At 71.1% G+C, this 20,687-nt stretch carries 20 protein-coding genes; 8 read left to right on the forward strand and 12 right to left on the reverse strand.

Annotated elements, in window-relative coordinates; translation table 11 throughout:
- The first annotated feature begins 185 nt into the window (after positions 1 to 185).
- Positions 186 to 1,400 carry a sensor histidine kinase gene (locus tag KV102_RS14040; RefSeq protein ID WP_220344305.1) on the forward strand — a complete coding sequence of 405 codons (1,215 nt, stop codon included), beginning with the start codon at positions 186 to 188 and terminating at the stop codon, positions 1,398 to 1,400.
- Positions 1,397 to 2,089 carry a response regulator transcription factor gene (locus KV102_RS14045; RefSeq protein WP_308290339.1) on the forward strand — a complete coding sequence of 231 codons (693 nt, stop codon included), beginning with the start codon at positions 1,397 to 1,399 and terminating at the stop codon, positions 2,087 to 2,089. Before KV102_RS14040 ends, KV102_RS14045 begins: the two co-directional genes overlap by 4 nt.
- A gap of 9 nt (positions 2,090 to 2,098) precedes the next feature.
- Here KV102_RS14045 and KV102_RS14050 read toward each other — a convergent pair whose 3' ends face one another.
- The 4 genes from KV102_RS14050 to KV102_RS14065 are packed head-to-tail and all read right to left on the reverse strand — an operon-like array spanning position 2,099 to position 5,690.
- Positions 2,099 to 3,892 carry a DUF429 domain-containing protein gene (locus KV102_RS14050; RefSeq protein ID WP_220346659.1) on the reverse strand — a complete coding sequence of 598 codons (1,794 nt, stop codon included), beginning with the start codon at positions 3,890 to 3,892 and terminating at the stop codon, positions 2,099 to 2,101.
- A 48-nt stretch (positions 3,893 to 3,940) separates the two neighbouring features.
- On the reverse strand, positions 3,941 to 5,164 hold the full coding sequence (locus tag KV102_RS14055; protein WP_308290340.1) for a sigma-70 family RNA polymerase sigma factor: 1,224 nt from the start codon (positions 5,162 to 5,164) through the stop codon (positions 3,941 to 3,943).
- Positions 5,161 to 5,502: a YciI family protein gene (locus tag KV102_RS14060; RefSeq protein ID WP_220344307.1), complete on the reverse strand. Its 342-nt coding sequence runs from the start codon at positions 5,500 to 5,502 to the stop codon at positions 5,161 to 5,163. Before KV102_RS14060 ends, KV102_RS14055 begins: the two co-directional genes overlap by 4 nt.
- The gene (locus tag KV102_RS14065; RefSeq protein WP_220344308.1) at positions 5,499 to 5,690 is read right to left on the reverse strand and encodes a hypothetical protein; all 192 of its coding nucleotides are present in this window, start codon (positions 5,688 to 5,690) and stop codon (positions 5,499 to 5,501) included. The genes KV102_RS14060 and KV102_RS14065 overlap by 4 nt, the downstream gene beginning before the upstream one ends.
- Positions 5,691 to 5,765: 75 nt before the next feature.
- On the opposite strand from KV102_RS14065, the gene KV102_RS14070 reads away from it, so the two are divergent.
- Positions 5,766 to 6,158: a rhodanese-like domain-containing protein gene (locus KV102_RS14070; protein WP_308290341.1), complete on the forward strand. Its 393-nt coding sequence runs from the start codon at positions 5,766 to 5,768 to the stop codon at positions 6,156 to 6,158.
- Here the strand turns inward: KV102_RS14070 and KV102_RS14075 are convergent.
- Together KV102_RS14075 and KV102_RS14080 are read right to left on the reverse strand one after the other, a co-directional pair.
- Positions 6,148 to 8,613 (reverse strand): ABC transporter permease, encoded by a 2,466-nt coding sequence (locus KV102_RS14075; protein WP_220346660.1) that lies wholly within the window; start codon positions 8,611 to 8,613, stop codon positions 6,148 to 6,150. The two genes, KV102_RS14070 and KV102_RS14075, sit on opposite strands and share 11 nt — an antisense overlap.
- The gene (locus KV102_RS14080; RefSeq protein ID WP_220346661.1) at positions 8,613 to 9,341 is read right to left on the reverse strand and encodes an ABC transporter ATP-binding protein; all 729 of its coding nucleotides are present in this window, start codon (positions 9,339 to 9,341) and stop codon (positions 8,613 to 8,615) included. Before KV102_RS14080 ends, KV102_RS14075 begins: the two co-directional genes overlap by 1 nt.
- A gap of 110 nt (positions 9,342 to 9,451) precedes the next feature.
- On the opposite strand from KV102_RS14080, the gene KV102_RS14085 reads away from it, so the two are divergent.
- The 3 genes from KV102_RS14085 to KV102_RS14095 all read left to right on the forward strand — a co-directional run bounded on the left by KV102_RS14085 (position 9,452) and on the right by KV102_RS14095 (position 12,582).
- Entirely contained in the window at positions 9,452 to 10,705 is a 1,254-nt protein-coding gene (locus tag KV102_RS14085) for a sensor histidine kinase (RefSeq protein ID WP_220346662.1), read from the forward strand.
- Positions 10,693 to 11,364 (forward strand): response regulator transcription factor, encoded by a 672-nt coding sequence (locus tag KV102_RS14090; protein WP_220344312.1) that lies wholly within the window; start codon positions 10,693 to 10,695, stop codon positions 11,362 to 11,364. Before KV102_RS14085 ends, KV102_RS14090 begins: the two co-directional genes overlap by 13 nt.
- Before the next feature lie 162 nt (positions 11,365 to 11,526).
- Positions 11,527 to 12,582, forward strand: coding sequence for a zinc-dependent alcohol dehydrogenase family protein (locus tag KV102_RS14095; protein ID WP_220346663.1), 1,056 nt, complete (start codon positions 11,527 to 11,529; stop codon positions 12,580 to 12,582).
- Between the two features lie 153 nt (positions 12,583 to 12,735).
- On the opposite strand, the gene glnA is transcribed toward KV102_RS14095, so the two are convergent.
- Entirely contained in the window at positions 12,736 to 14,154 is a 1,419-nt protein-coding gene (gene glnA, locus KV102_RS14100) for a type I glutamate--ammonia ligase (protein ID WP_220344314.1), read from the reverse strand.
- 219 nt (positions 14,155 to 14,373) lie between these two features.
- Between glnA and KV102_RS14105 the strand changes: the two genes are divergently transcribed.
- Positions 14,374 to 14,787: an RDD family protein gene (locus KV102_RS14105; protein ID WP_220346664.1), complete on the forward strand. Its 414-nt coding sequence runs from the start codon at positions 14,374 to 14,376 to the stop codon at positions 14,785 to 14,787.
- Between the two features lies 1 nt (position 14,788).
- Here the strand turns inward: KV102_RS14105 and KV102_RS14110 are convergent, their stop codons facing one another.
- Genes KV102_RS14110 through lipB form a run of 3 tightly spaced genes read right to left on the reverse strand, consistent with a single transcriptional unit; the run spans position 14,789 to position 17,244 of the window.
- Positions 14,789 to 15,505: a DUF4191 domain-containing protein gene (locus tag KV102_RS14110; protein ID WP_220344316.1), complete on the reverse strand. Its 717-nt coding sequence runs from the start codon at positions 15,503 to 15,505 to the stop codon at positions 14,789 to 14,791.
- Positions 15,506 to 15,543: 38 nt separating this feature from the next.
- Positions 15,544 to 16,479 carry a lipoyl synthase gene (gene lipA / locus KV102_RS14115; RefSeq protein ID WP_220346665.1) on the reverse strand — a complete coding sequence of 312 codons (936 nt, stop codon included), beginning with the start codon at positions 16,477 to 16,479 and terminating at the stop codon, positions 15,544 to 15,546.
- Between the two features lie 45 nt (positions 16,480 to 16,524).
- Positions 16,525 to 17,244 (reverse strand): lipoyl(octanoyl) transferase LipB, encoded by a 720-nt coding sequence (gene lipB / locus KV102_RS14120; RefSeq protein ID WP_220346666.1) that lies wholly within the window; start codon positions 17,242 to 17,244, stop codon positions 16,525 to 16,527.
- A 100-nt stretch (positions 17,245 to 17,344) separates the two neighbouring features.
- On the opposite strand from lipB, the gene KV102_RS14125 reads away from it, so the two are divergent.
- On the forward strand, positions 17,345 to 17,785 hold the full coding sequence (locus KV102_RS14125; RefSeq protein WP_220346667.1) for a hypothetical protein: 441 nt from the start codon (positions 17,345 to 17,347) through the stop codon (positions 17,783 to 17,785).
- A gap of 38 nt (positions 17,786 to 17,823) precedes the next feature.
- Here the strand turns inward: KV102_RS14125 and KV102_RS14130 are convergent, their stop codons facing one another.
- Positions 17,824 to 18,720 carry a TIGR01777 family oxidoreductase gene (locus tag KV102_RS14130; RefSeq protein WP_220346668.1) on the reverse strand — a complete coding sequence of 299 codons (897 nt, stop codon included), beginning with the start codon at positions 18,718 to 18,720 and terminating at the stop codon, positions 17,824 to 17,826.
- Positions 18,721 to 18,776: 56 nt separating this feature from the next.
- Positions 18,777 to 20,687 (reverse strand): 2-oxoglutarate dehydrogenase, E2 component, dihydrolipoamide succinyltransferase (gene sucB / locus KV102_RS14135; RefSeq protein WP_220346669.1); only part of this gene is annotated, 1,911 nt, incomplete at its 5' end.

The following is a 20,687-nucleotide window of genomic DNA, read 5'->3' on the forward strand; positions in this document are numbered from 1 at the left end:
GTGAGTCGGAGGTGGCGTCATGACACCGATGGTCGCGAGCATCCACGCGGTCCCGCGTCCTCCGTCGGACGTCTCTCCCTCGTGCGTGGGACGTGCGCTCCGGGCTCGCACGTACGCCCGTCGACGTACGTGGTCGCGCTTCTCGACGGAGCCGCGACCCGGTCGCCGGACCGTAGGATCGGTTCATGCTCACGATCGAGCGTCTCGACCGCTACCGCCTGCCCGCACGGGCGCAGGACGCGGTGCTCGCGCTCGTGGTGGTGGTTCTCCAGGTCCAGGGCACGGTGAGCAAGGTCGAGGCCGAGCCGGCGACGGTCATCCGCCCGCTCGCGGACTTCGGAGGGCTCGGCCTCGTGCTGCTCGCGGCGAGCGCGGCCGCCCTGGTCGTACGCCGCCGGTGGCCGGTGGCGGTGTTCCTCGCGACCGCGCTCGCCAGCGTCACGTACTACTCCCTCGACTACCCCGACGGTCCGGGGTGGATCGCGCTCTTCGTGGCGACCTACACGCTCACCGCGCTCGGGGACGGCCACCGGTCCCTCGCTCTGGCGGCGTCCGTGATCATCGTGATGAGCGTCGTGTGGCTGGTGGCGGGGGCCGACGTCGAGCCGAGGGCCGCGGTCGGCTGGATCTTCTTCCGGATCGGCGCGACGGTGATGAGCGCGGCGCTCGGCGAGAGCGTCCGGTCGCGGCGGGTGATCGCGGCCGAGGCCCTCGAGCGGGCCGAGCTGGCCGAGCGGACGCGTGAGGAGGAGGCACGCAGGAGGGTCGATGAGGAGCGGCTGCGGATCGCCCGGGAGGTCCACGACACCGTGGCCCATGCCATCGCCGTGATCAACGTCCAGGCGGGCGTCACCGCGCACGTGCTCGATCGGCGACCCGATGAGGCGCGGGCGACCCTCGAGGCCATCGAGCGCACCAGCTCGCGGGCTCTCGACGAGATGCGCGCGATCCTCGGGGTCCTGCGCGACGACCGGGACGACCGCGCGCCACAGCCGGGCATGGCCGATCTCGACGAGCTCACCCACACCGCGCGCGAAGCCGGCCTCGACCTGACGTTCGAGCGCACCGGCGCCGACGTACCGGTGTCGAGCGCGGTCGGAGGGGCGGTCTACCGGATCTTGCAGGAGTCGGTCACGAACGTGATCCGGCACGCGGGGCCCACGAAGGTCACCGTCGCGCTGAGCTGCGACCACCGCACGGTCGAGCTCCGGGTCGCCGACGACGGCCGGAATGGCGGCATCAGGCCCGGGGCGTCGCCGGGAGAGCCGGGGAGGGGCCTCCGCGGGATGCGCGAGAGGTGTCAGCTCCTCGGCGGTGACCTCGACGCTCGCCCGACGCCCGCCGGCGGCTTCCAGGTGGTCGCGAGGCTGCCGCTGACGCCCGGGACGGTCGTCCCGTGAGCGGCGGTGACGGCGCGACCGACGGTCGACCGATCCGTGTGCTCCTGGTCGACGACGAGGGCCTCGTCCGCTCTGGGCTTCGGCTGCTTTTGGAGGTCGAGGACGATATCGCGGTGGTCGGTGAGGCGAGCGACGGAGCCGAGGCCGTACGCCTCGCGCTCGCCCACCGCCCGGACGTCGTCCTCATGGACATCCGGATGCCCCGGGTCGACGGGATCGAGGCCACGCGGGGGATCGCCGCGATCGAGGGTCTCCGCGACGTCCGCGTGCTCATCCTCACCACCTACGACACCGACGCATACGTCTTCGAGGGCCTGCAGGCCGGTGCCAGCGGGTTCCTTCTCAAGGACGCCGGTCCGGCCGAGCTGCTGCACGGCATCCGCGTCGTCGCCGCCGGTGAGGCGCTGCTCGCCCCGCGGATCACGCGACGGCTCATCGCCGAGCTCGCCGTACGCCGCCAGGCCGCCCAGGCCTCCGACGAGCGGCTCGCCGTCCTCACCGACCGTGAGCGCGAGGTCCTCGCGCTGGTCGGCAAGGGGATGAGCAACGGCGAGATCGGTGGCGAGCTCTTCCTCAGCCCTGCCACCGCTCGCACCCACGTCAGCCGTGCGATGACCAAGCTCGGAGCGCGGGACCGCGCGCAGCTGGTCGTCGTCGCCTACCAGACAGGGCTCGTCGGCACCGAGTGACCGTCGGAGTCACCCGTCGGAGTCACCCGCCGAGGACGGGCCGTCGGACATCTTGGCGAGCCGCGCGCGCAGGAGCGGCACGCGGTGCGCGTTCCCGTGCAGCGCGATGTACTGCTCGCCGTACTCCTGCAGGAGGGCGTCGTCGAGCCTGCGCACGGCGCCCGGTGGGTAGCGGTAGGCCATCCGCTCGGTGACGGCGGCGACGTCGACCGAGCGCAGGATCTCGCCCAGCTCGGTGAGCGAGGTGATCCCCAGCTCCAGCACCAGCCCGGCGATCCAGTCGTAGTGGTCGGGCCGTGACCAGCCCGCGTCGGGATAGCGGTCGGCCAGGAACGCGGCGAGGTCGCGAGGCGTGATGCGGGGGTCCTCCCCGCCCTCGTCGAGCCCGGGATCGGTCAGCGAGCCGCGGAGGCGCTCCCGGATCGTGGAGAACTCGCGGTCGGCCAGCTCCAGCAGGCCGGCCGCCAGGGTGAATCGGCGGTCGAGGTCGGGGACGTGCTCGTCGGGGACGGTGCCCTTGTAGCGGATGTCGTGCTCGAACTCCGCCCACGCGTGCTGCAGCACCGTCCTGACCTGCACCTGGGCACGGAGCCCGGCGAGGTCCGGGTGCTGGGCGTCACCGTCCGCCCCGAGGCTGATCAGCAGGTGTCGGCTCGCGTACCCGAACCGGCCCTCGCTCGCCGTCTCCCGCCCCATGTCGCGGTCGTCGTGGACGACGACCTGGTCGTCCAACAGGTCGACGACGGCCTGGACGTCGCTCTGCACGTAGGTGATGACCCGGATCCCGATCTGGTCGGTGATCTCGCGGAGCGGGTCGGTGAAGACGGGCTCCCCGTCGGCCGTACGCGTCGCCTTGTCGGCGAAGGAGGCAACTGACTTCGCACGCCCGGTCACCGTCAGGTAGTTGATACCGGCGTCGTCGAGGATCGAGGTCACCAGCCGCACGAACTCGGCAGCGGATGCCCGCAGCCGCGGTTGCCGCTCGGCGTACTCGCGCACGGCCGACCGGGGATCGCGGGTGGTGGGCGCGACGATCCGCTTCGCCCGTGGCGCGGGGCTCAACCCCTCGGGGAGGCTGGGGGTGACGATGTAGCCCGTCTCGAAGTCCCCGTACGTGGTGGTCTCGTCCGGGCGCCGGGTCGCGAAGAGACCGACGTACGCGCACAGCACCGCGTCGACCTGGTCCTCCACCACGCGGAGCGTGCTCTTGCGCTCGGCCGCCTCGCCGGCCTCGCGCAGGGCGCGCCACGTGTCCCCGGCCTCGGCCGTGTCCACGACCAGACGCGGGTCGGCGGCGCTGAGCCCTTCGATGAGGCCGAGCAGCACGATCAGCTCGGTACGGAGCTGCTCGAGGTCGCGGCCGGGCTTGTTCTTGTACTTCAGCGTCCGACCCAGTCGGAAGAGGGCGACCGTCGCCGGGTGCGGATAGACCTCGATGGCCCGGCGAGCACGCCCCGAGCGCGGGTTCATGTCCACCCCGAGTCGCGCCGCGAGTCGTGCACCGCGGGGCTTCTCGGAGAACTCGGGCTTGGCGGTGTTGGACGGGTGAGCGCCGGCGTCGAAGCGCGCGAAGTCCCGGTTGAGCGCGGCCTCGGCGGGCCGGTTGCCGGAGGCGTTGGTGACGATGAGAGGTGCGTCGATCGCCACGAGGCAGTCACCCGCGGTGTACGGCTCCAACGCCTCGGTGATCTCGTCGTCCGTCCGTGCCGCGGACACGTGCACCAGGTGCCCCGTCGCGTCGATGACCGCGAGGCCCGTCGGCTTGCGCTCACCCCACGCGAGGTCGACTCCGACGAAGTACATGAGGCACAGCCTGCCCCATCGCGCGCGTCGTGCCTCGGCCGGTCGCTCTCACGTCGGTGTGCCGAGCTCCGCGGTCCTTCGGGCGAGGTGGTCGCGTTCGGGCTGGTTGCGGGCGAGCGCGTGTGCCTCCTCGTACGACGTGCGAGCCTCGTCGGCGCGTCCGAGCCGGCGCAGCAGGTCGGCCTTGACGGCCGGCAGGAGGTGGTTGCCCTGCAGCGCGCCGCTCCCCTCCAGCTCAGCGACCAGCGTCAGTCCGGCCTCCGGCCCCTCGGCCATGCCGACCGCGACGGCGCGGTTGAGCGCGACGACGGGCGACCGCGTGAGCTCGGCAAGCTGCCCGTAGAGGCCGGCGATCCGTCTCCAGTCGGTGCTCGCGGCTGTCGGCGCGGCAGCGTGGCACGTCGCGATGCGGGCCTGGAGGACGTACGGGCCGGCGGCGCGCGTGCGCGCCAGGAGAGCACGGCCTTCCCCGATCGCTCGGGCGTCCCACCGGGACCGGTCCTGCTCCTCGAGGGTGACGATCCGCCCGTCGGCGTCGACCCGCGCGTCGCGACGGGAGTCCTGGAGCAGGAGGAGCGCCGCCAGTCCGAGCACCTCCGACTCGTCCGGCATGAGGGTGGCGAGCACTCGGCTGAGCCGGATCGCCTCCTCGCACAGACCTCGCCGTAGGAGGTCGTCACCCCGAGTCGCGGCATAGCCCTCGGTGAAGAGGAGGTAGACCACGGCGAGAACACCGCTGAGTCGTTCGGCCCGGAGGTGAGGGGGTGGGACCCGGAAGGGGATGCCGGCCGCGCGGATCTTGTGCTTGGCGCGGACGAGCCGCTTGGCCATCGTCGGCTCCGGGACGAGGAACATCCGCGCGATCTCGGCCGTGGTGAGGCCGGCGACGGTGCGCAGCGTGAGCGCGACGCGGCCTTCCATCGGGAGCGCCGGATGGCAGCACGTGAACATGAGCCGCAGCCGGTCGTCGGGCAGGTCGTCGTCGACGGCGACCTCCTCCACTGCCGGCGCGGCCGCGACCTCCTTCAGCTTCCTGGCCTCGGTCTTCGCCCGGCGGAGGCGGTCGAGCGCGCGGTTGCGTGCGACCGTGGTGAGCCAGGCGACGGGGGCGTCGGGGACCCCGTCGCGTGGCCACACCTCCGTCGCCCGCGCGAACGCGTCCTGCGTGCACTCCTCGGCCAGGTCCCAGTCGCCGGTGGTCCGGATGAGCGTCGCGACGATCCGCGCCCACCCCGAGCGGAACGCCTGCGTGAGGGCTGCGTCGACGGTCACGGGCCCCAGAACGGCCGAAGCTCGATCGTGCCGATCGTCGCGACCGGGTGCGAGGCGGCGACCTCGAGCGCCTCGTCGAGATCGGCGCACTCCAGCACGTCGTACCCGCCGACCTGCTCCCTCGTCTCGGCGAAGGGTCCGTCCGTCACGAGCAGCTCACCGTCACGGGAACGGACGCTGGTGGCCGTCTCCGTACGGGCCAGACGGTTGCCCTCGAGGCGTACGCCGCGCTCGGTCGCTTCTCGGACCCAGGCTTCGGTCGCGGTGTTGATCGCTGCGGTCTCCTCCGGCGAGAGGTCGAGGTTCTCGTCACCACAGATGAACATGAGGTACTTCATCGATCCTCCTGCGGCGGAGCGTAGTCCGCGCGCCGCCAGCTCCGCAACGACTTGAGTCGGCGCCGGCGGCGGGCGCGCCGCTCGGCACGCCGCGCCCGCTCACGCTCGAGGCGGGCGACACGGCGGTGTGCCTCGTCGAGAACCATCTCCGGGTAGGTCTCCGGCGTCGTCGGGATGTAGATGTACATGGTGGTCTCCTTGCTCGTCTTTGCCTCTTGACGAACAGGAGGTGCCGCCATGGACACCGCGGTGAGAATGGTCTGGTGAGCGACCTTCAGGTTTCTGCCGTCGATCGGCTGCTGACAGACTGCCGCCGACACATCGACCGGGTGCAGCCCGCGGATCTCGAGCGAGAGGCGGCCGCTGGCGCACTCGTCGTCGACATCCGGCCGAGCGAGCAGCGAAGCACCGACGGCCCGCTGCCGGGCGCTGTGGTGATCGACCGCAACGTCCTCGAGTGGCGGCTCGACCCGACCAGTCCGCACCGGCTGGTCGGCCACGACGATCCGGGTCGTCGCATCGTGCTGGTGTGCAACGAGGGGTATGGGTCGAGCCTGGCGGCGTACACGCTCACCCGGCTCGGGCTCCGCGACGTCGCCGACCTCGTCGGTGGCTTCGAGGCCTGGTCGGAGTCTCGCAACATCGTCACCCCATGACCGGTCGCTGCAGGATGCGTCGCGTGGCGGCACGCATCGAGCCCGTCGCGATGAGCGCCACGACGATGCTGACCGCCGGGATCAGCCACAGTGGGCCCTGCGGCCAGGGTCGGCCCACCACTCCCAGGGCGAGCACGGACATCGGGAGCACCGACAAGATCAGGCCCGCGGTGATCGCCAACGCCGAGATCAGCGCTGCCTCGCGGGTCACCATCGCCCTGATCTGCCGTGGTGTGGCGCCGACCATCCGGAGCAGGGCGAGCTCCTCACGTCGTCGTCCCGTGGCGGTGCGCAGGCTGTTGCCGACCGCGACCAGCACGTAGCCGAGCATCGGCACCAGGACGATCAGGCTGATCCAGCGGTCCACGTCCGACGCCCCGTTCAGGGACGACCCGGAGGCCACCGCGTGGGCGGGGTGGTCCTCGGCCCACGCGGTGACGGCAGCGCTGTCGCCGTCGACGAGCACGGTGTCGAGCGACCGTGCCAGGCCGTGGGACGTCAGCAGGTCGGTCGAGGCGATCACGCCGCCGAACCCGAAGCCTCGGCGATACGTGGCCACGACGAGGGGATTCACGGCCACGCCGTTGCCGAGGCGCAGCTCTGTCCGGTCGCCCACACCGACGCCCCATCGTCGTGCGGCGTTGACGTCCAGTGCGATGCTGTCGCCGCGCAGATCAGCCAGGTCACCGGCAGCGACGTCGAGGTCCAGCACGTGTGGTGCCTCGGGTCCGACGCCCAGCGCGGGGTATCGCTCTGCCGTCGCATCACCGAGCGTCCTGCTCGTACGCAGCACGGTGGTCGAGACGAGAGGCACCGCGGCGTCGACCCCGGGGGTCGCGGCGAGAGTGGTGACGTCGCCCGCCGTGAGCGGACCGCTGATCCGCATATCGGCGATCATGCCCGCCGACTGCTCGGCGCGGGTCACGTCCTCCAGGGTCGACTGGGCGTACACCTGCGTGAGCGTGAGGCCGATCGCGAGGGCCAGCACGCTCACCGACCCGGCGGTCCGCAGTGCATAGGCGTGGGTGTTGTTGAGCGCCAGCCAGCCGGTTGCGCTGGTTCGGCCGTCGCTGCGCCGCGCCAGCCGGCCGGTGATCGTGCGCGCGAGTGCCGGCCCGGCGACGGCGAGCCCCACGATGCCGAGCAGGGTCCCGCTGACCGCGGACAAGAAGGCCTCCTCCCCGGGTATCACCAGGGCGAGGAACGCCGGGGCAAGGGACGCGGCGATGAGCGTCAGTCCGGTCGCGGTCCGGATCCGCGACGGGCGGCGAGGCTCGACCTGGGCGTCTCCCATCGCCTCCGTGGCCGGGCGTCGCGACGCCCGCCAGACAGCGAGGCGGGCGGCGCACTGGACGACCAGCAGGGTCAGCGCGGCCACGGTGAGGCCGGCGATCGGCGTGTACGCGACCGGCAGCGCCGTGGAGACGACGCCGGCCCGGGCCAGCTCGTCGCAGAACCACCCGGCGAGGACGTAGCCGAGTGCCACACCGGGCGCCAGCCCGACCAGCGCTGCCAGGCTCGCCTGCCTGGCGACCAGACTCCTGATCTGGCGCGGGGTCGCTCCCACCGCACGCAGCAACGCGAGCTCGCGGCGTTGGTTGGCCACCGAGATCGCCAGGGCGCCCGCGGTGATGAAGCCGACCAGCAGCAGAAGGATCCCGGCCAGCGAGGCGGCCAGCTCCAGCAGCTCGCCCCGGGCGTTGCCGATCGCGAGCGACTCCACCGCGCCTCGGGCGTCGCCTGTCGTCACGGTGTAGTCACCGCCGACGGCGTCCTCGATGTCGGCGGCGACCTCGGCGGTGTCCGCGTCCTCGCTCAACCCGACCGCGATGAGGTCGCTGACACCGTCGGGCAGAGGAGCCAACGCCGCCGCCTCCACCGGCGCCAGGTGGACGGCTCCGGGGGAGTCGACGATGCCGGTGATTCGTACGCTCCGGTGCGCGTCGCCGACGGTCAGGTCGAGACGGTCACCGACGGCGAGCCCGGCCGACTCGGCGGCCTCTTCGTTGACCACGACGTCGCCGGTCGTGCGCGGAGCGGTCCCACGGAGTGCCGGATCGCCCAGGGCGGCAACCGCCCAGCTGTGGGCGTCGTCGGTCACGGTGCGGTCGCTGCCGGGAGCGGTGAGCGAGACCGGGAACGTCACGTCGGCGGCCGCGGCTGCTACCCCCGGGACGTCGGCGATCCGGCCGGCGAGGGCGGTGGGAACGGGGGCGCGTTCGGTCAGCCGTACGTCGAAGTCCTCGACGACCTCGACCTGCTGGGGGGCCGAGACCAGCACCGCGGCGCCGGCGAGGCGCTCAGGCGGTGCCTGCGCACTGAGGCTCGTCTCGGTGAGCACGGCGCCGGCCGAGATGAGCGCGGTTCCGCCGAAGATGGCGAACGCGACGGCGAGCAGGGCGCCGAGGTGCCCCCGTGCGAGCGCGCGGGCCGGGAGTCGGGTGGAGGCGGGCATCATCGGGCTCCGACCAGGGTTCCGGCGAGCATCTCCGGCGTGGGGTCCACCAGGTAGTCCTGGATGCGACCCTCGTCCATCACCACCGTGGCGTGGGCGCGGTGCGCGGCAAGGGGATCGTGGGTCACCATCACCACCGTCTGACCGACGTCGTCGACGAGGTCACGCAGCAGGCCGAGCACCTCGCTCGCCGTACGAGCGTCCAGGGCGCCGGTCGGCTCGTCGGCGAAGACCACCTCGGGGCGAGCCGCCAAGGAGCGCGCGATCGCGACGCGCTGCTGCTGCCCACCCGACAGCTCGGCGGGACGGCGTCGCAGGAACGGTCGCAGGCCGATGCGATCGATCACCTCGGCCAGCCATCCGTCGTCGCCGTCGGTTCCGGCGACTCGCAGCGGGAGGCGGATGTTCTCCTCCACACTCAAGGAGGGCAGCAGGTTGTACGACTGGAAGACGAACCCGACCGCCCCGCGGCGGAGGAGCGTGCGCTCGGTCTCGTTCAGCCCGGAGATCTCGCGACCGCCGATGACGACCTGGCCCGAGGTCGGCGTGTCCAGACCGGCTGCGCACTGCAGCAACGTCGACTTGCCGGAGCCGGACGGGCCCATCACGGCGAGGAAGCTGCCTCGCGGGACCTGCAGGCTGACCCGGTCGAGGGCGTGCACGGGGCCGTACGTCTTGGTGACGTCGCGCAGCTCCAGCGCGTGGATCGAGGGAGTGTGAAAGCTCATGTCTCGACGGTAGGAACGGCGGGCCGCCAGGCCCATCCAGCCACCTGGTCAACCGACGGTACAGCCCGCTGTACCGACCTCTGGTGCGCCGGAGGGTAGCGTGACGGCCGATGGACAGTGAACAGGCGACGGGCCCCGGGCGGAGCCTCCGCGGCCGGCTGCGCGATGCGGTGCACAGCACCGGCTATACCGCCTACGGCGCGGGCATCGGGCTCCTCGCTGCGGCCAGCCTGCCGTTCGGGATCGTGGTCGCCGTCCTGTGGTTCCTGCGCGTGGGTCGGCGCCTAGTCCTGCCCTCCCTCGCGTGGCTGCGCTGGTTGAGCGATCTCGAACGTGAGCGTCTGCGACGGCTGGGCTACGTCGTCGACGAGCCGCTCAGCCCGAGCGGGTCCCCCGAGGAGCAGGCCGCTGACCCGGCCACGAGACGGGAGCTCGGCTGGCTGGTGATCCACGGGACGTTCGGGGTCTTCCTTGGCGCGGTGGTCGTGCAGCTCTTGCTGATCACCGTGCACGACCTCGCGTACCCGCTGTGGTGGCAGTACGTGGGCGTGGGGGAGCAGGAGCTGCTGAACGGGCTGCTGCCGGCGAGCAGCGACAGCCGTGCGCTCCTCGGGCCCCTGATCGCGGTCATCGCCTTCGCGCTCTGGTTCGTCGGGGCGCCTCGTCTGCTCCGGTGGCAGGCGGAGCCCGGCCTGCGCCTGCTCGGTCCGCCGCCGGGCACCGATCTCTCGGCGCGGGTGGCCCAGCTGACCGCGACGCGGGCCGCGGCCCTCGACGCTCACACGGTTGAGCTGCGCCGCATCGAGCGCGCTCTGCACGACGGGGCGCAGAACCGGGTGGTCGGAGTGGCCGTGCTGATCGGCGCCGCGCGCCGCGAGGTGCCGCGCGATCCCGTCCGGGCCGAGGAGATCCTCGCGCGTGCTCAGGACACCACGGAGGACGCACTCGCCGAGCTGCGAGCCGTCGTCCGCTCGATCCTGCCGCCGGTGCTGGAGAACCGCGGCCTCGCGGGAGCCGTCAACGCGCTTGCCGCCGACTGTGCGGTGCCCTGCACGGTGACCATCGACGTCCCGGTGCGCTGCCCGGCCAGCGTCGAGGCGACCGCCTACTTCGTGGTCGCCGAGGCGTTGACCAACGTGTCCAAGCACAGCCGGGCAGATCGGGCCGAGGTCGAGGTGCGCCTCGACGCCGGCCGGCTGCACGTGCGGGTCAGCGATGACGGGCGCGGGAGCGCGGACCCGGCCGACGGTACGGGTCTGGCCGGCATCATCCGCCGGGTCGAGGCGCTCGACGGCCGAGCCTGGGTGACCAGTCCACCTGGGGGACCGACGGAGGTAGGGGTGGAGCTGCCGTGCGGATCGTGATCGCCGAGGACGACACCCTGCTGCGGGAAGGGCTGAGTCTGGTGCTGCGCGGGGAGGGTTTCGACGTCGTCGCCGCCACCGGTGACCCGGACTCCTTCCTGGCCGCGGTCGCCGACCATCGGCCCGACCTCGCGGTCGTCGACGTGCGGATGCCGCCGACCCACACCGACGAAGGGATCAAGGCCGCCGTCGCAGCACGGCGTGCCCATCCCGAGCTGGCGGTCCTGGTCCTCTCGGCGTACGTCGAGCAGAGCTTTGCCACCGACCTCCTGGCCGACGGCACGGAGCGGGTGGGCTACCTGCTCAAGGAGCGGGTGGGTCGGGTGGAGGCGTTCGTCGAGGCCCTGCAGCGGGTGGCCGACGGCGGTACGGCGATCGACCCGGAGGTGGTCGCCCAGCTGTTCGCCCAGAAGCGTTCCGGCGACCCGCTCGAGCGGCTGACAGCGCGTGAGCGTGAGGTGCTCTCGGTGATGGCCGAGGGACTGGGCAACGCGGCCATCAGCGAGCGCCTGCACATCACCGACAACGCGGTGCACAAGCACATCCGCAACATCTTCATGAAGCTGGACCTGGCTCCGGACGACCACACCGACCGGCGGGTGGCGGCCGTCCTGCGCTACCTCGACGGTTCCCCCGGGTCACCGAGCGCGTCCACCTAGACAGGCATCGCCGCGAAGGCCTCGACGCGTGTGACAGGGCAGGTATCCGCTTCCGGGGAGATAGTGGGCTAGAGACCGAGGTTTGTTGTGACGCTGGTGACGGCACCAGTGGACCCGGAACTCGCGGCCGCACCAGGCGACCGACACATCTCAGGGGGAGAAATGAAGGCACTGGTCTACCACGGCCCCGGCAGCAAGGCTTGGGAGGACGTTCCCGATCCGCGGATCCAGCAACCGACCGACGTCATCGTGCGGATCGATACGACCACGATCTGCGGCACGGACCTGCACATCCTCAAGGGCGACGTGCCGGCGGTCACGGAGGGCCGGATCCTCGGTCACGAGGGGATCGGCACCGTCACCGAGGTGGGCTCCGCGGTCTCCACGGTGGCCGTCGGCGACCGGGTGCTGCTCTCGTGCATCAGCGCCTGCGGCGCCTGCTCGTACTGTCACCAGGGCCTCTACGCGCACTGTCTGGCCGACGAGGGCGCCAGCGGCATCGGCTGGATCTTCGGTCACCTCATCGACGGCACCCAGGCGGAGCTGGTCCGTGTGCCGTTCGCGGACAACTCCGTCTACAAGCTGCCCGACGGCGTCAGCGACGAGGCCGCAGTCATGTTGTCCGACATCCTCCCGACCTCGTTCGAGATCGGCGTCAGGTACGGCAAGGTGAAGCCTGGCGACGTGGTCGCCGTGGTCGGCTCCGGGCCGATCGGCCTGGCCGCGATGATGACCGCCACCCTGTACGGCGCGGCCCGGATCATCGCGCTGGATCTCGACGCCAACCGGCTGCAGCAGGCGCTGAGCTTCGGGGCGACCGACGTCGTCAACAGCGGCGACCCCGACTGGCGAGAGCAGGTGCTCGCGATGACGGACGGGCTTGGCGTGGACGTGGCGATCGAGGCCGTGGGCATCCCGGCGACGTTCGACGCCTGCACCACGATCATCCGGCCCGGTGGAACCATCGCCAACGTGGGCGTGCACGGAGCGCCGGTGGAGCTGCAGCTGCAGGACCTGTGGATCATGGACATCGCGATCACGATGGGCCTGGTCAGCACCTCGACCACGCCGATGCTGCTGAAGCTGGTCGCCCAGCACAAGCTGGCGGCCGAGAAGTTCGCGACCCATCACTTCAAGCTCGACGAGATGATGGACGCCTACGACACCTTCGGCCGCGCCGCGGAGACCAAGGCGCTGAAGGTCGTGATCTCCCGCTGAGTCACGCGGGAGCTGCAGGCCCCGGCGTCCGGGGCTCACGGCAGGGCAGCAGATCCACGAAGAACGGCCCCTGACGCTGGAAGACGTGGGAGGGCGTCTTCACAGGTCAGGGGCCGTTTCAGGCACCTGTCAGGCGGCCGTCAGCCACGCGGATCAGATGTCGTAGTAGAGCTCGAACTCGTGCGGGTGCGGACGCTGCTGGATCGGCAGGATCTCGTTCTCGCGCTTGTACTCGATCCACGTCTCGATCAGGTCCGGCGTGAAGACGTCGCCCTGGGTGAGGAACTCGTGGTCGGCCTCGAGCGAGTCGAGCACGGCGTCGAGCGAGGTCGGCACCGACTCGATCTGGTTGTACTCGTCCGGCGGCAGCTCGTAGATGTTCTTGTCGATCGGCTCCGGCGGCTCGATCTTGTTCTTGATGCCGTCGATGCCGGCGAGCAGCAGGGCGGAGAACGCGAGGTACGGGTTCGCCGACGGGTCGGGGCAGCGGAACTCGATGCGCTTGGCCTTCGGGTTCGAGCCCGTGATCGGGATGCGCACGCACGCCGAGCGGTTGCGCGAGCTGTAGACGAGGGCGATCGGCGCCTCGAAGCCCGGCACCAGACGGTGGTACGAGTTCACCGTCGGGTTGGTGAACGCGAGCAGCGACGGCGCGTGCTTCAGGATGCCGCCGATGTAGTAACGCGCCATCTCCGAGAGGCCGCCGTAGCCCGCCTCGTCGTAGAAGAGCGGCTCGCCGTCCTTCCAGATCGACTGGTGGCAGTGCATGCCCGAGCCGTTGTCGCCGAAGATGGGCTTCGGCATGAAGGTCGCCGTCTTGCCGGCGGCCCAGGCGGTGTTGCGGATGATGTACTTGAACTTCATCACATCGTCGGCCGCCTTGAGCAGCGTGTCGAAGCGGTAGTTGATCTCCGCCTGACCGGCCGTGCCGACCTCGTGGTGCGCGCGCTCGACCTGCAGGCCGGCGTCCTCGAGGTGGAGGACCATGTCGTTGCGCAGGTCTGCGAAGTGGTCGGTGGGTGAGACGGGGAAGTAGCCGCCCTTGTAGCGCACCTTGTAGCCGCGAGCCTCCTCCTCGGCGCCGGTGTTCCAGGCGCCGGCGATGGAGTCGATCTCGTAGAAGCCACGGTTGGCCGACGTCTCGAAGCGCGCCTTGTCGAAGACGTAGAACTCGGCCTCGGGGGCGAAGAACGCCGTGTCGCCGATGCCGGTGCTCGCGAGGTAGGCCTCAGCCTTGCGGGCGATGTTGCGCGGGTCGCGCGAGTACGCCTCGCCGGTCAGCGGGTCGTGGACGAAGAACTCGAGCGCGAGGGTCTTCTCGGGGCGGAACGGGTCGATGTAGGCGGTCGCCGGGTCCGGGAAGAGCGCCATGTCGGACTCGTGGATCGCCTGGAAGCCGCGCACCGAGGAGCCGTCGAACATCAGCCCGTCCTCGAACACCGACTCGTCGAACGACGACACGGGCACCGTGAAGTGCTGCTGGATGCCGGGAAGGTCGGTGAAACGGACATCGACGAACTTGACGCCCTCGTCCCTGATGTAGGCCAAGAGCTCGTCGCGGTTTGAGAACATGAAGCCTCCTCGGCCGGGGCACGATCAGGCCGGCCGTCGTGTGCGGGGGGCGAACTGGGGCACGTCGCTGTGTTCCACGAACGTAAGCAGAGCCAGTTACCCATCCATGACCCGAATGTTTCCGCCATGTTACGAAGTGCGGATCACGGCCGCGAACGCGCCCCCAGACGTACGACGCGACGACCAGGTCGCTCGGGACCCCCACGTAGGGTTGTCGACGTGTCCACGAGCATCCCCACCCTGTCGGTGCCGGAGGTCGCCGGGTTCGGCCGCCGCGTCGTCGCCCTGCTGATCGACTGGTTCGTCGCCCTGTTCACGGCGGCGCTGGTGACCAGCTCACCGGCGTTCGGCGCCGGCTCCCTGAGCGGCTGGTGGACTCTGCTGGCGTTCTGGCTGCAGGTCTCGCTGCTCGATGCGACGCTCGGCTTCTCGATCGGCAAGCGGATCGTCGGCATCTGCGTCGTCGGGCCGGACGGACGTCCGATCGGTCTGCGGGCATTCGTCCGTACCGGCATGATCTGCCTGCTGGTGCCGCCGCTGCTCCAGAACAAGGAGGGCCGCGGCCTCCACGACGTGGTCGCCCGCTCCGTGATCACCTACATCCGGCCGCGGAGCACGCCGCCTGCCGGCTAGGTCAGCGGCCCTGCATCATCCGACGGGCGCCCTTGCCGCTGGTCGGGATCGGGCCGCGGGGAAGGGGCGCCTGCGGCCGCATCGCGTCGAGCGCCTTGAGCTTGTTGAGCACCGGGGTGATCTGGGCCGGCTTCAGGGCGCGCTTGGACTTGCGGATCGAGGTGACCAGCTTGGGGAGCGGAACCTCGCCCTTGTCGGTGTCGCGGCCGACGACGACCGTCGTCACCGGGACCTCCTCGCCGACGATGCGGACCGTCTTCTTGCGCTCGACGGCAAGCAGGTTGCGGACGCGGTTGGGGTTGCCCTCGCCGACGAGCACGATCCCCGGCGGACCGACGACGCGGTGCACGACGTCCTGGCTCTTGGTGAAGGCCACGGCCTGGTCGACCTTCCAGCCGCGCTTGAGCATCCCGAGCGCACCGGCGGCGGCGCCGACCTGGCCCTCCACCTGCGCGTAGGCCGCCTTCTCCGCGCGTCGCCCGAAGACGATGAGCGCGGCGAGCACACCGGTCAGCACCGAGAGCAGAGAGACCAGGATGATGCCGAGGAGGCTGCCCTTGCCACCGAGGAACCAGCCGAGCGCGAACACGGCACCACCGACGACCAGGAACCAGGCGAGGAGCCTGAGACCGATCGTCTTGTCGGAGCGCTTGGTGATCGTGTAGGCGGACCGGATCTGCGCGAGGCGACCCTGCGGCGGCGAGTCAGGTGTGGACATGCCTCCCAGGGTACGCGGTCGCCGACCGCCCTGGGGCCTCAGGCCGTCGCGGTCGTGCGCGCCTCGATCGCCTGCTTGTAGAGCCGTCCGGCGCGGTACGAGGAGCGGACCAGGGGACCGGACAGGACGCCCGCGAAACCGATCTCCTCGGCCTCGGAGCCGAGCTCCACGAACTCCTCCGGCTTGACCCACCGCTCCACCGGGTGGTGGCGGACCGAAGGACGGAGGTACTGCGTGATGGTGAGCAGCTCGCAGCCTGCGTCGTGCAGGTCGTGCATCGCCTGCGAGATCTCCTCGCGGGTCTCGCCCATCCCGAGGATCAGGTTGGACTTCGTGACCAGCCCGTACGCGCGGGCCTGCGTGATCACGTCCAGCGACCGCTCGTAGCGGAACGCCGGCCGGATGCGCTTGAAGATCCGCGGGACCGTCTCCACGTTGTGGGCGAGCACCTCCGGACGCGAGGAGAAGACCTCCTCGAGCAGATCCGGCTTGCCGTTGAAGTCCGGGATCAGGTTCTCGACGCCGGTGTCCGGGTTGAGCTCGTGGATCTTGCGGACGGTCTCGGCGTACAGCCAGGCGCCGCCGTCGGGCAGGTCGTCGCGGGCGACCCCTGTGATCGTGGCGTAACGGAGGCCCATTGTCCGGACGCTCTCGGCGACCCGGCGGGGCTCGTCACGGTCGAGAGCCTCGGGCTTGCCGGTGTCGATCTGGCAGAAGTCGCAGCGCCGGGTGCACTGCTCACCCCCGATGAGGAAGGTGGCCTCGCGGTCTTCCCAGCACTCGTAGATGTTGGGGCAGCCCGCCTCCTGGCAGACGGTGTGAAGGCCTTCGGACTTCACGAGCTTTTTGAGCTCGGTGTATTCCGGACCCGTCTTGGCCCGGGTCTTGATCCACTCGGGCTTCTTCTCGATCGGTGTCTCGGCGTTGCGGGCCTCGAGACGGAGCAGCTTGCGTCCTTCGGGTGCGATCGTCACGTCCTTCACCCTACGTGCCTGCGGGTGATCACACGGGGAGGGCCGTCACAGCTGCGGAGAGAGGCCGTACGAGACGGTGGCAGCCGGAGCCGCGTGCGCGAGATCAGGGCTGGCCGCGTACGGCTCCCAGGCGAGCAGATCACGCAGGTGGGGCTCGAGGGCGTCCGCGACCTCGATGGTGCTGACCGTACGGTCGAGCTCGAGGCTGAGCGAGGTGACGCCCGCGTCGGCGATGCCGCACGGGACGATCTTGGCGAACCAGTCCATGTCGACGCACGCGTTGAGAGCCAGACCGTGCATCGTGACGCCACCCGCGACGCGGATGCCGATCTGGCCGAGCTTGCGCTCGGGGCCGCGGTCGTCGGCCGCGACCCAGACGCCGGAGCGCCCCTCGACCCGTCCGCAGGTCACACCCAGATCGGCGACGGTCCGGATCATCGCCTCCTCGACCCGCCGGACGTAGTCGACGACGAGGACGTGCGGGGGGAGCTTGACGATCGGGTATCCGACCAGCTGCCCGGGGCCGTGGAAGGTGATGTTGCCGCCACGGTCGATGTCGACGACCTTGCTGCCGTCGCGAGGCCGCTCCCAGCCCTCGGTGCGCTTGCCGGCGGTGAAGACGGGGGAGTGCTCAAGGAACAGGACGACGTCACTGCGCCGGTCGGCGACGCGCGCTGCGTGCAGCTCACGCTGCAGCGCCCACATCTCCTCGTAGTCGGTCTCGTCGGACCCGAGCCCGATCCTGCGGACCTCCAGCGCGCTCACGACCTCACCCTAACGCGGGTCGTGCACTGCTTCGAGCGGTCACCGCACGCCCTGTGGACGAGCGCCGCGGGGACGGGGCCGAGTGCGGAATGCTGGCGCGATGGATCCGGTCAGCATGATGTGCGCGGCGATGGCGATCGCGGGGCCCGTCGCGCAGAGTGTCACGTGGATGGATCGCCTGGCGGTGCTCGACGACGGCCGGTCGGCCGCGTTCGTTCGCGCTGACCCGAGCCTGCTCGACGACGTGTACGCGCCCGGCAGCGCGCAGCGGGCCGACGACGAGCGTCTCGTACGGGACTACGCCGCGCGAGGGCTCGAGATCGACGACGTCCGGTTCGAGGTGCTGGGCTTCGGGGTGGAGAGCGCGACCGGGACGCGAGCCGTGCTCCGGGTGGTGGACCGGCTCGAGCCGGTCCGAGTGCGTCGCCCGGGCGGCTCCTGGCGTCCCTTGCCGAGGGACGGCGCGACCGACCGCCGCATCGTGCTCGTACGGACGTCGGTGGGCTGGCGCATCGCGACGGTCCACCGGCTGGCCGGCTGACGTCGGTGTCGTCCGTGTCGCGGAGTCCGGCGCTAGCCCTACGTCGAGCCGAGCGCCGTCGCGACGACCTCACCGATGTCGTGGTCGGCGAAGGCGTAGCCGTCCTCCTCGAGTCGGCGCGGGGCCGCGCGCAGCGAGCCGAGAGCGAGCGCCGACAGTCCGCCGAGCGCGACACGCATCGCCGGTGACGGCACGGGCAGCAACGACGGCCGGTGGAGCGCACCGGCGAGTGCCTTCGTGAACTCCGCGTTGGTCGACGGCTCGGGGGCGACGAGGTTGTAGGGCCCGGAGGCGTCCTCGTCCTCGGCGAGGAATGACACCGCGCCCACCCAGTCGCGCAGGCTGATCACCGGAAAGTACTGCTCGCCCGACCCCAGTCGGCCGCCCACGCCGAGGCGGAACGGCAGCGAGATGACCTTGAGCAACCCGCCGGACCCGTCGAGGACGGGCGCCGTACGAAGGAAGCACACCCGTGCGCCGGCATCGACCGCCGGAGCGGCTGCGGCCTCCCACGCCTCGACCACGTCGGCGAGGAAGCCCGGTCCTCGCGGCGTGCCCTCGACGAGGAGCGTGTCAGCACGGTCCTCCCCGTACGCGTTGATGCCGCTGCCGGAGAGCAGGACGGGAGGGCGAGGCGCTCGAGCGACCGCCGTGGCGATCGTGGTCGTCGTGCTCACTCGCGAGTCGACCAGCTCACGCCGGTACGAGGAGGTCCACGGCCAGTGCGCGATGGGAGCGCCGGAGAGGCTGACGACCACGTCGGCGCCATCGATCACAGACTGGTCGAGATCACCGGAGTCGGGGTCCCAGCTCGCCTCGAACGGGCCACGTGCCGGTCTCCGCACCAGCCGGACCACCTCGTGCCCCTCTTCGCGCAGGTGCGCGCCGAGCGCCGTACCGAGGAAGCCGGACGCGCCGGCAAGACAGAAGCGCATGCCCCCATCCTGTCCGGGGCACGCGCTTCTGTCCTGCTGTGTCGTCGCGCCGATGGTCAGCCGAGCTCGGCCTCGAAGGCGCCCTCCTCCAGGCGCTTCTTGACCGTGGTCAGGAAGCGTCCGGCGTCGGCACCGTCGACGAGACGGTGGTCGTACGTCATCGGCAGGTAGGCCATCGACCGGATCGCGATCGTGTCGTTGCCGTCGGCGTCGGCGACCACGACGGGGCGCTTCACCACGGCGCCGGTCGCCAGCATCGCCGCCTGAGGCTGAACCAGGATCGGCGTGTCGAACAGTCCGCCGAAGCTGCCGATGTTGGTGATCGTGAACGTCCCGCCGGAGAGCTCGTTCGGCTTGATGTCACCGCTGCGAGCGCGGGTGGCGAGGTCGTTGATCCGCTGGGCGAGGCCGGCGAGGCTCAGGTCGCCGGCGTCGTGGACGACGATCGAGAGCAGGCCACGCTCGGTGTCGACGGCGATGCCGAGGTTGATCGACGCGTGGTAGGTGATCTCCTTCGACTCCTCGTCGTACGACGCGTTGACGTTCGGGTGGGCCTTCAAGGCCTCGACCGTCGCCTTGGCGATGAACGGCAGGTAGGTCAGCTTGACGCCCTCGCGGTCGAGGAAGGCCGCCTTGTGCTTCGCGCGCAGGGCGGCGATGCGAGTGAGGTCGACCTCGTGGACCTGGGTCAGCTGGGCCGCGACCTGGAGCGATTCCTTGGTCTTGATGGCGGTCAGCTGACGGATCCGGTTGGCCTTCTTGACCGTGCCGGCCAGGCCCGACGTGTCGGGTCCGGTCGAGCCCGCGGCGGGAGCGGCAGGCGTCGCGGCGGCAGCCGCGGCCTGACGTGCCTTCTCGGCGGCGTCGAGGACGTCCTGCTTGCGGATACGGCCGCCGACGCCGGTGCCGGACACGTCGTCGAGAGAGACGCCCTCGCGCTCGGCCAGCTTGCGGACGATCGGCGTCACGTACTGGCGCCCGTCCGGCTTGACCGCGCTCGGTGCCGTCCCGGCCGTCTGCGTCTCGGGCGTCTGCGTCTCGGCAGAGGGCTCCTGGCTCCGTGCCGAGGACGGCTCGGAGGGCTGGTCCGACTCGGTCTGCGCCTTCGGAGCCTCGGTCGGCTCCTCCTGAGGCGTCTGCTCCGTCGCCGGCTGCTCGGTCTTCTGCTGCGGCTCCTCGGCAGGCTGCTCCTGCTGCGCAGGCTCCTCCTGCTGCGGCTCCGCGGGTGCGGCCGGCGCCTCGGCGGGCGCTGACGATCCACCGGCGTCACCGGACCCGATGAGGGCGAGCTGACCGCCGACCTCGACGGTCTCGTCCTCGCCGGCGGAGATCTCCAGGAGCGTCCCGGCGACGGGGGAGGGGATCTCGGTGTCGACCTTGTCGGTGGAGACCTCGAGGAGCGGCTCGTCGACGGCGACCTCGTCGCCGACCTGCTTCAGCCACCGGGTGACGGTGCCTTCGGTGACGCTCTCTCCGAGCTCCGGCAGGGTCACCGGCGTCGCGTCGCCCGAGCCGCCCGAGTCACCCGAGCCGCCGGAGTCACCGGACGAGGCAGCGGGCTCGGCCTGCGCCGGAGCCGAGTCGTCACCCTCCTCGGCGGCCGCGGCGGGTGTGGTGTCGTCGGCCGGTGGGGCACTCGCCTCGCCCGGATCCTCCTCGGGAGCCTCGTCATCGGCGGACTGGGTCTGGGCAGGCTGCTGCTCGTCTGCCTGCGACTCCTCGGCGGCCGGAGCGGCGTCGCCGGTGGACTCGCCGTTCTCACCGATGGTCGCGAGGACGGCGCCGACCTCGACGGTCTCGTCCTCGCCGGCGGAGATCTCCAGGAGCGTCCCGGCGACGGGGGAGGGGATCTCGGTGTCGACCTTGTCGGTGGAGACCTCGAGGAGCGGCTCGTCGACGGCGACCTCGTCGCCGACCTGCTTCAGCCACCGGGTGACGGTGCCTTCGGTGACGCTCTCTCCGAGCTC

Source organism: Mumia sp. zg.B53 (assembly GCF_019550935.1).
GTDB lineage: Bacteria > Actinomycetota > Actinomycetes > Propionibacteriales > Nocardioidaceae > Mumia.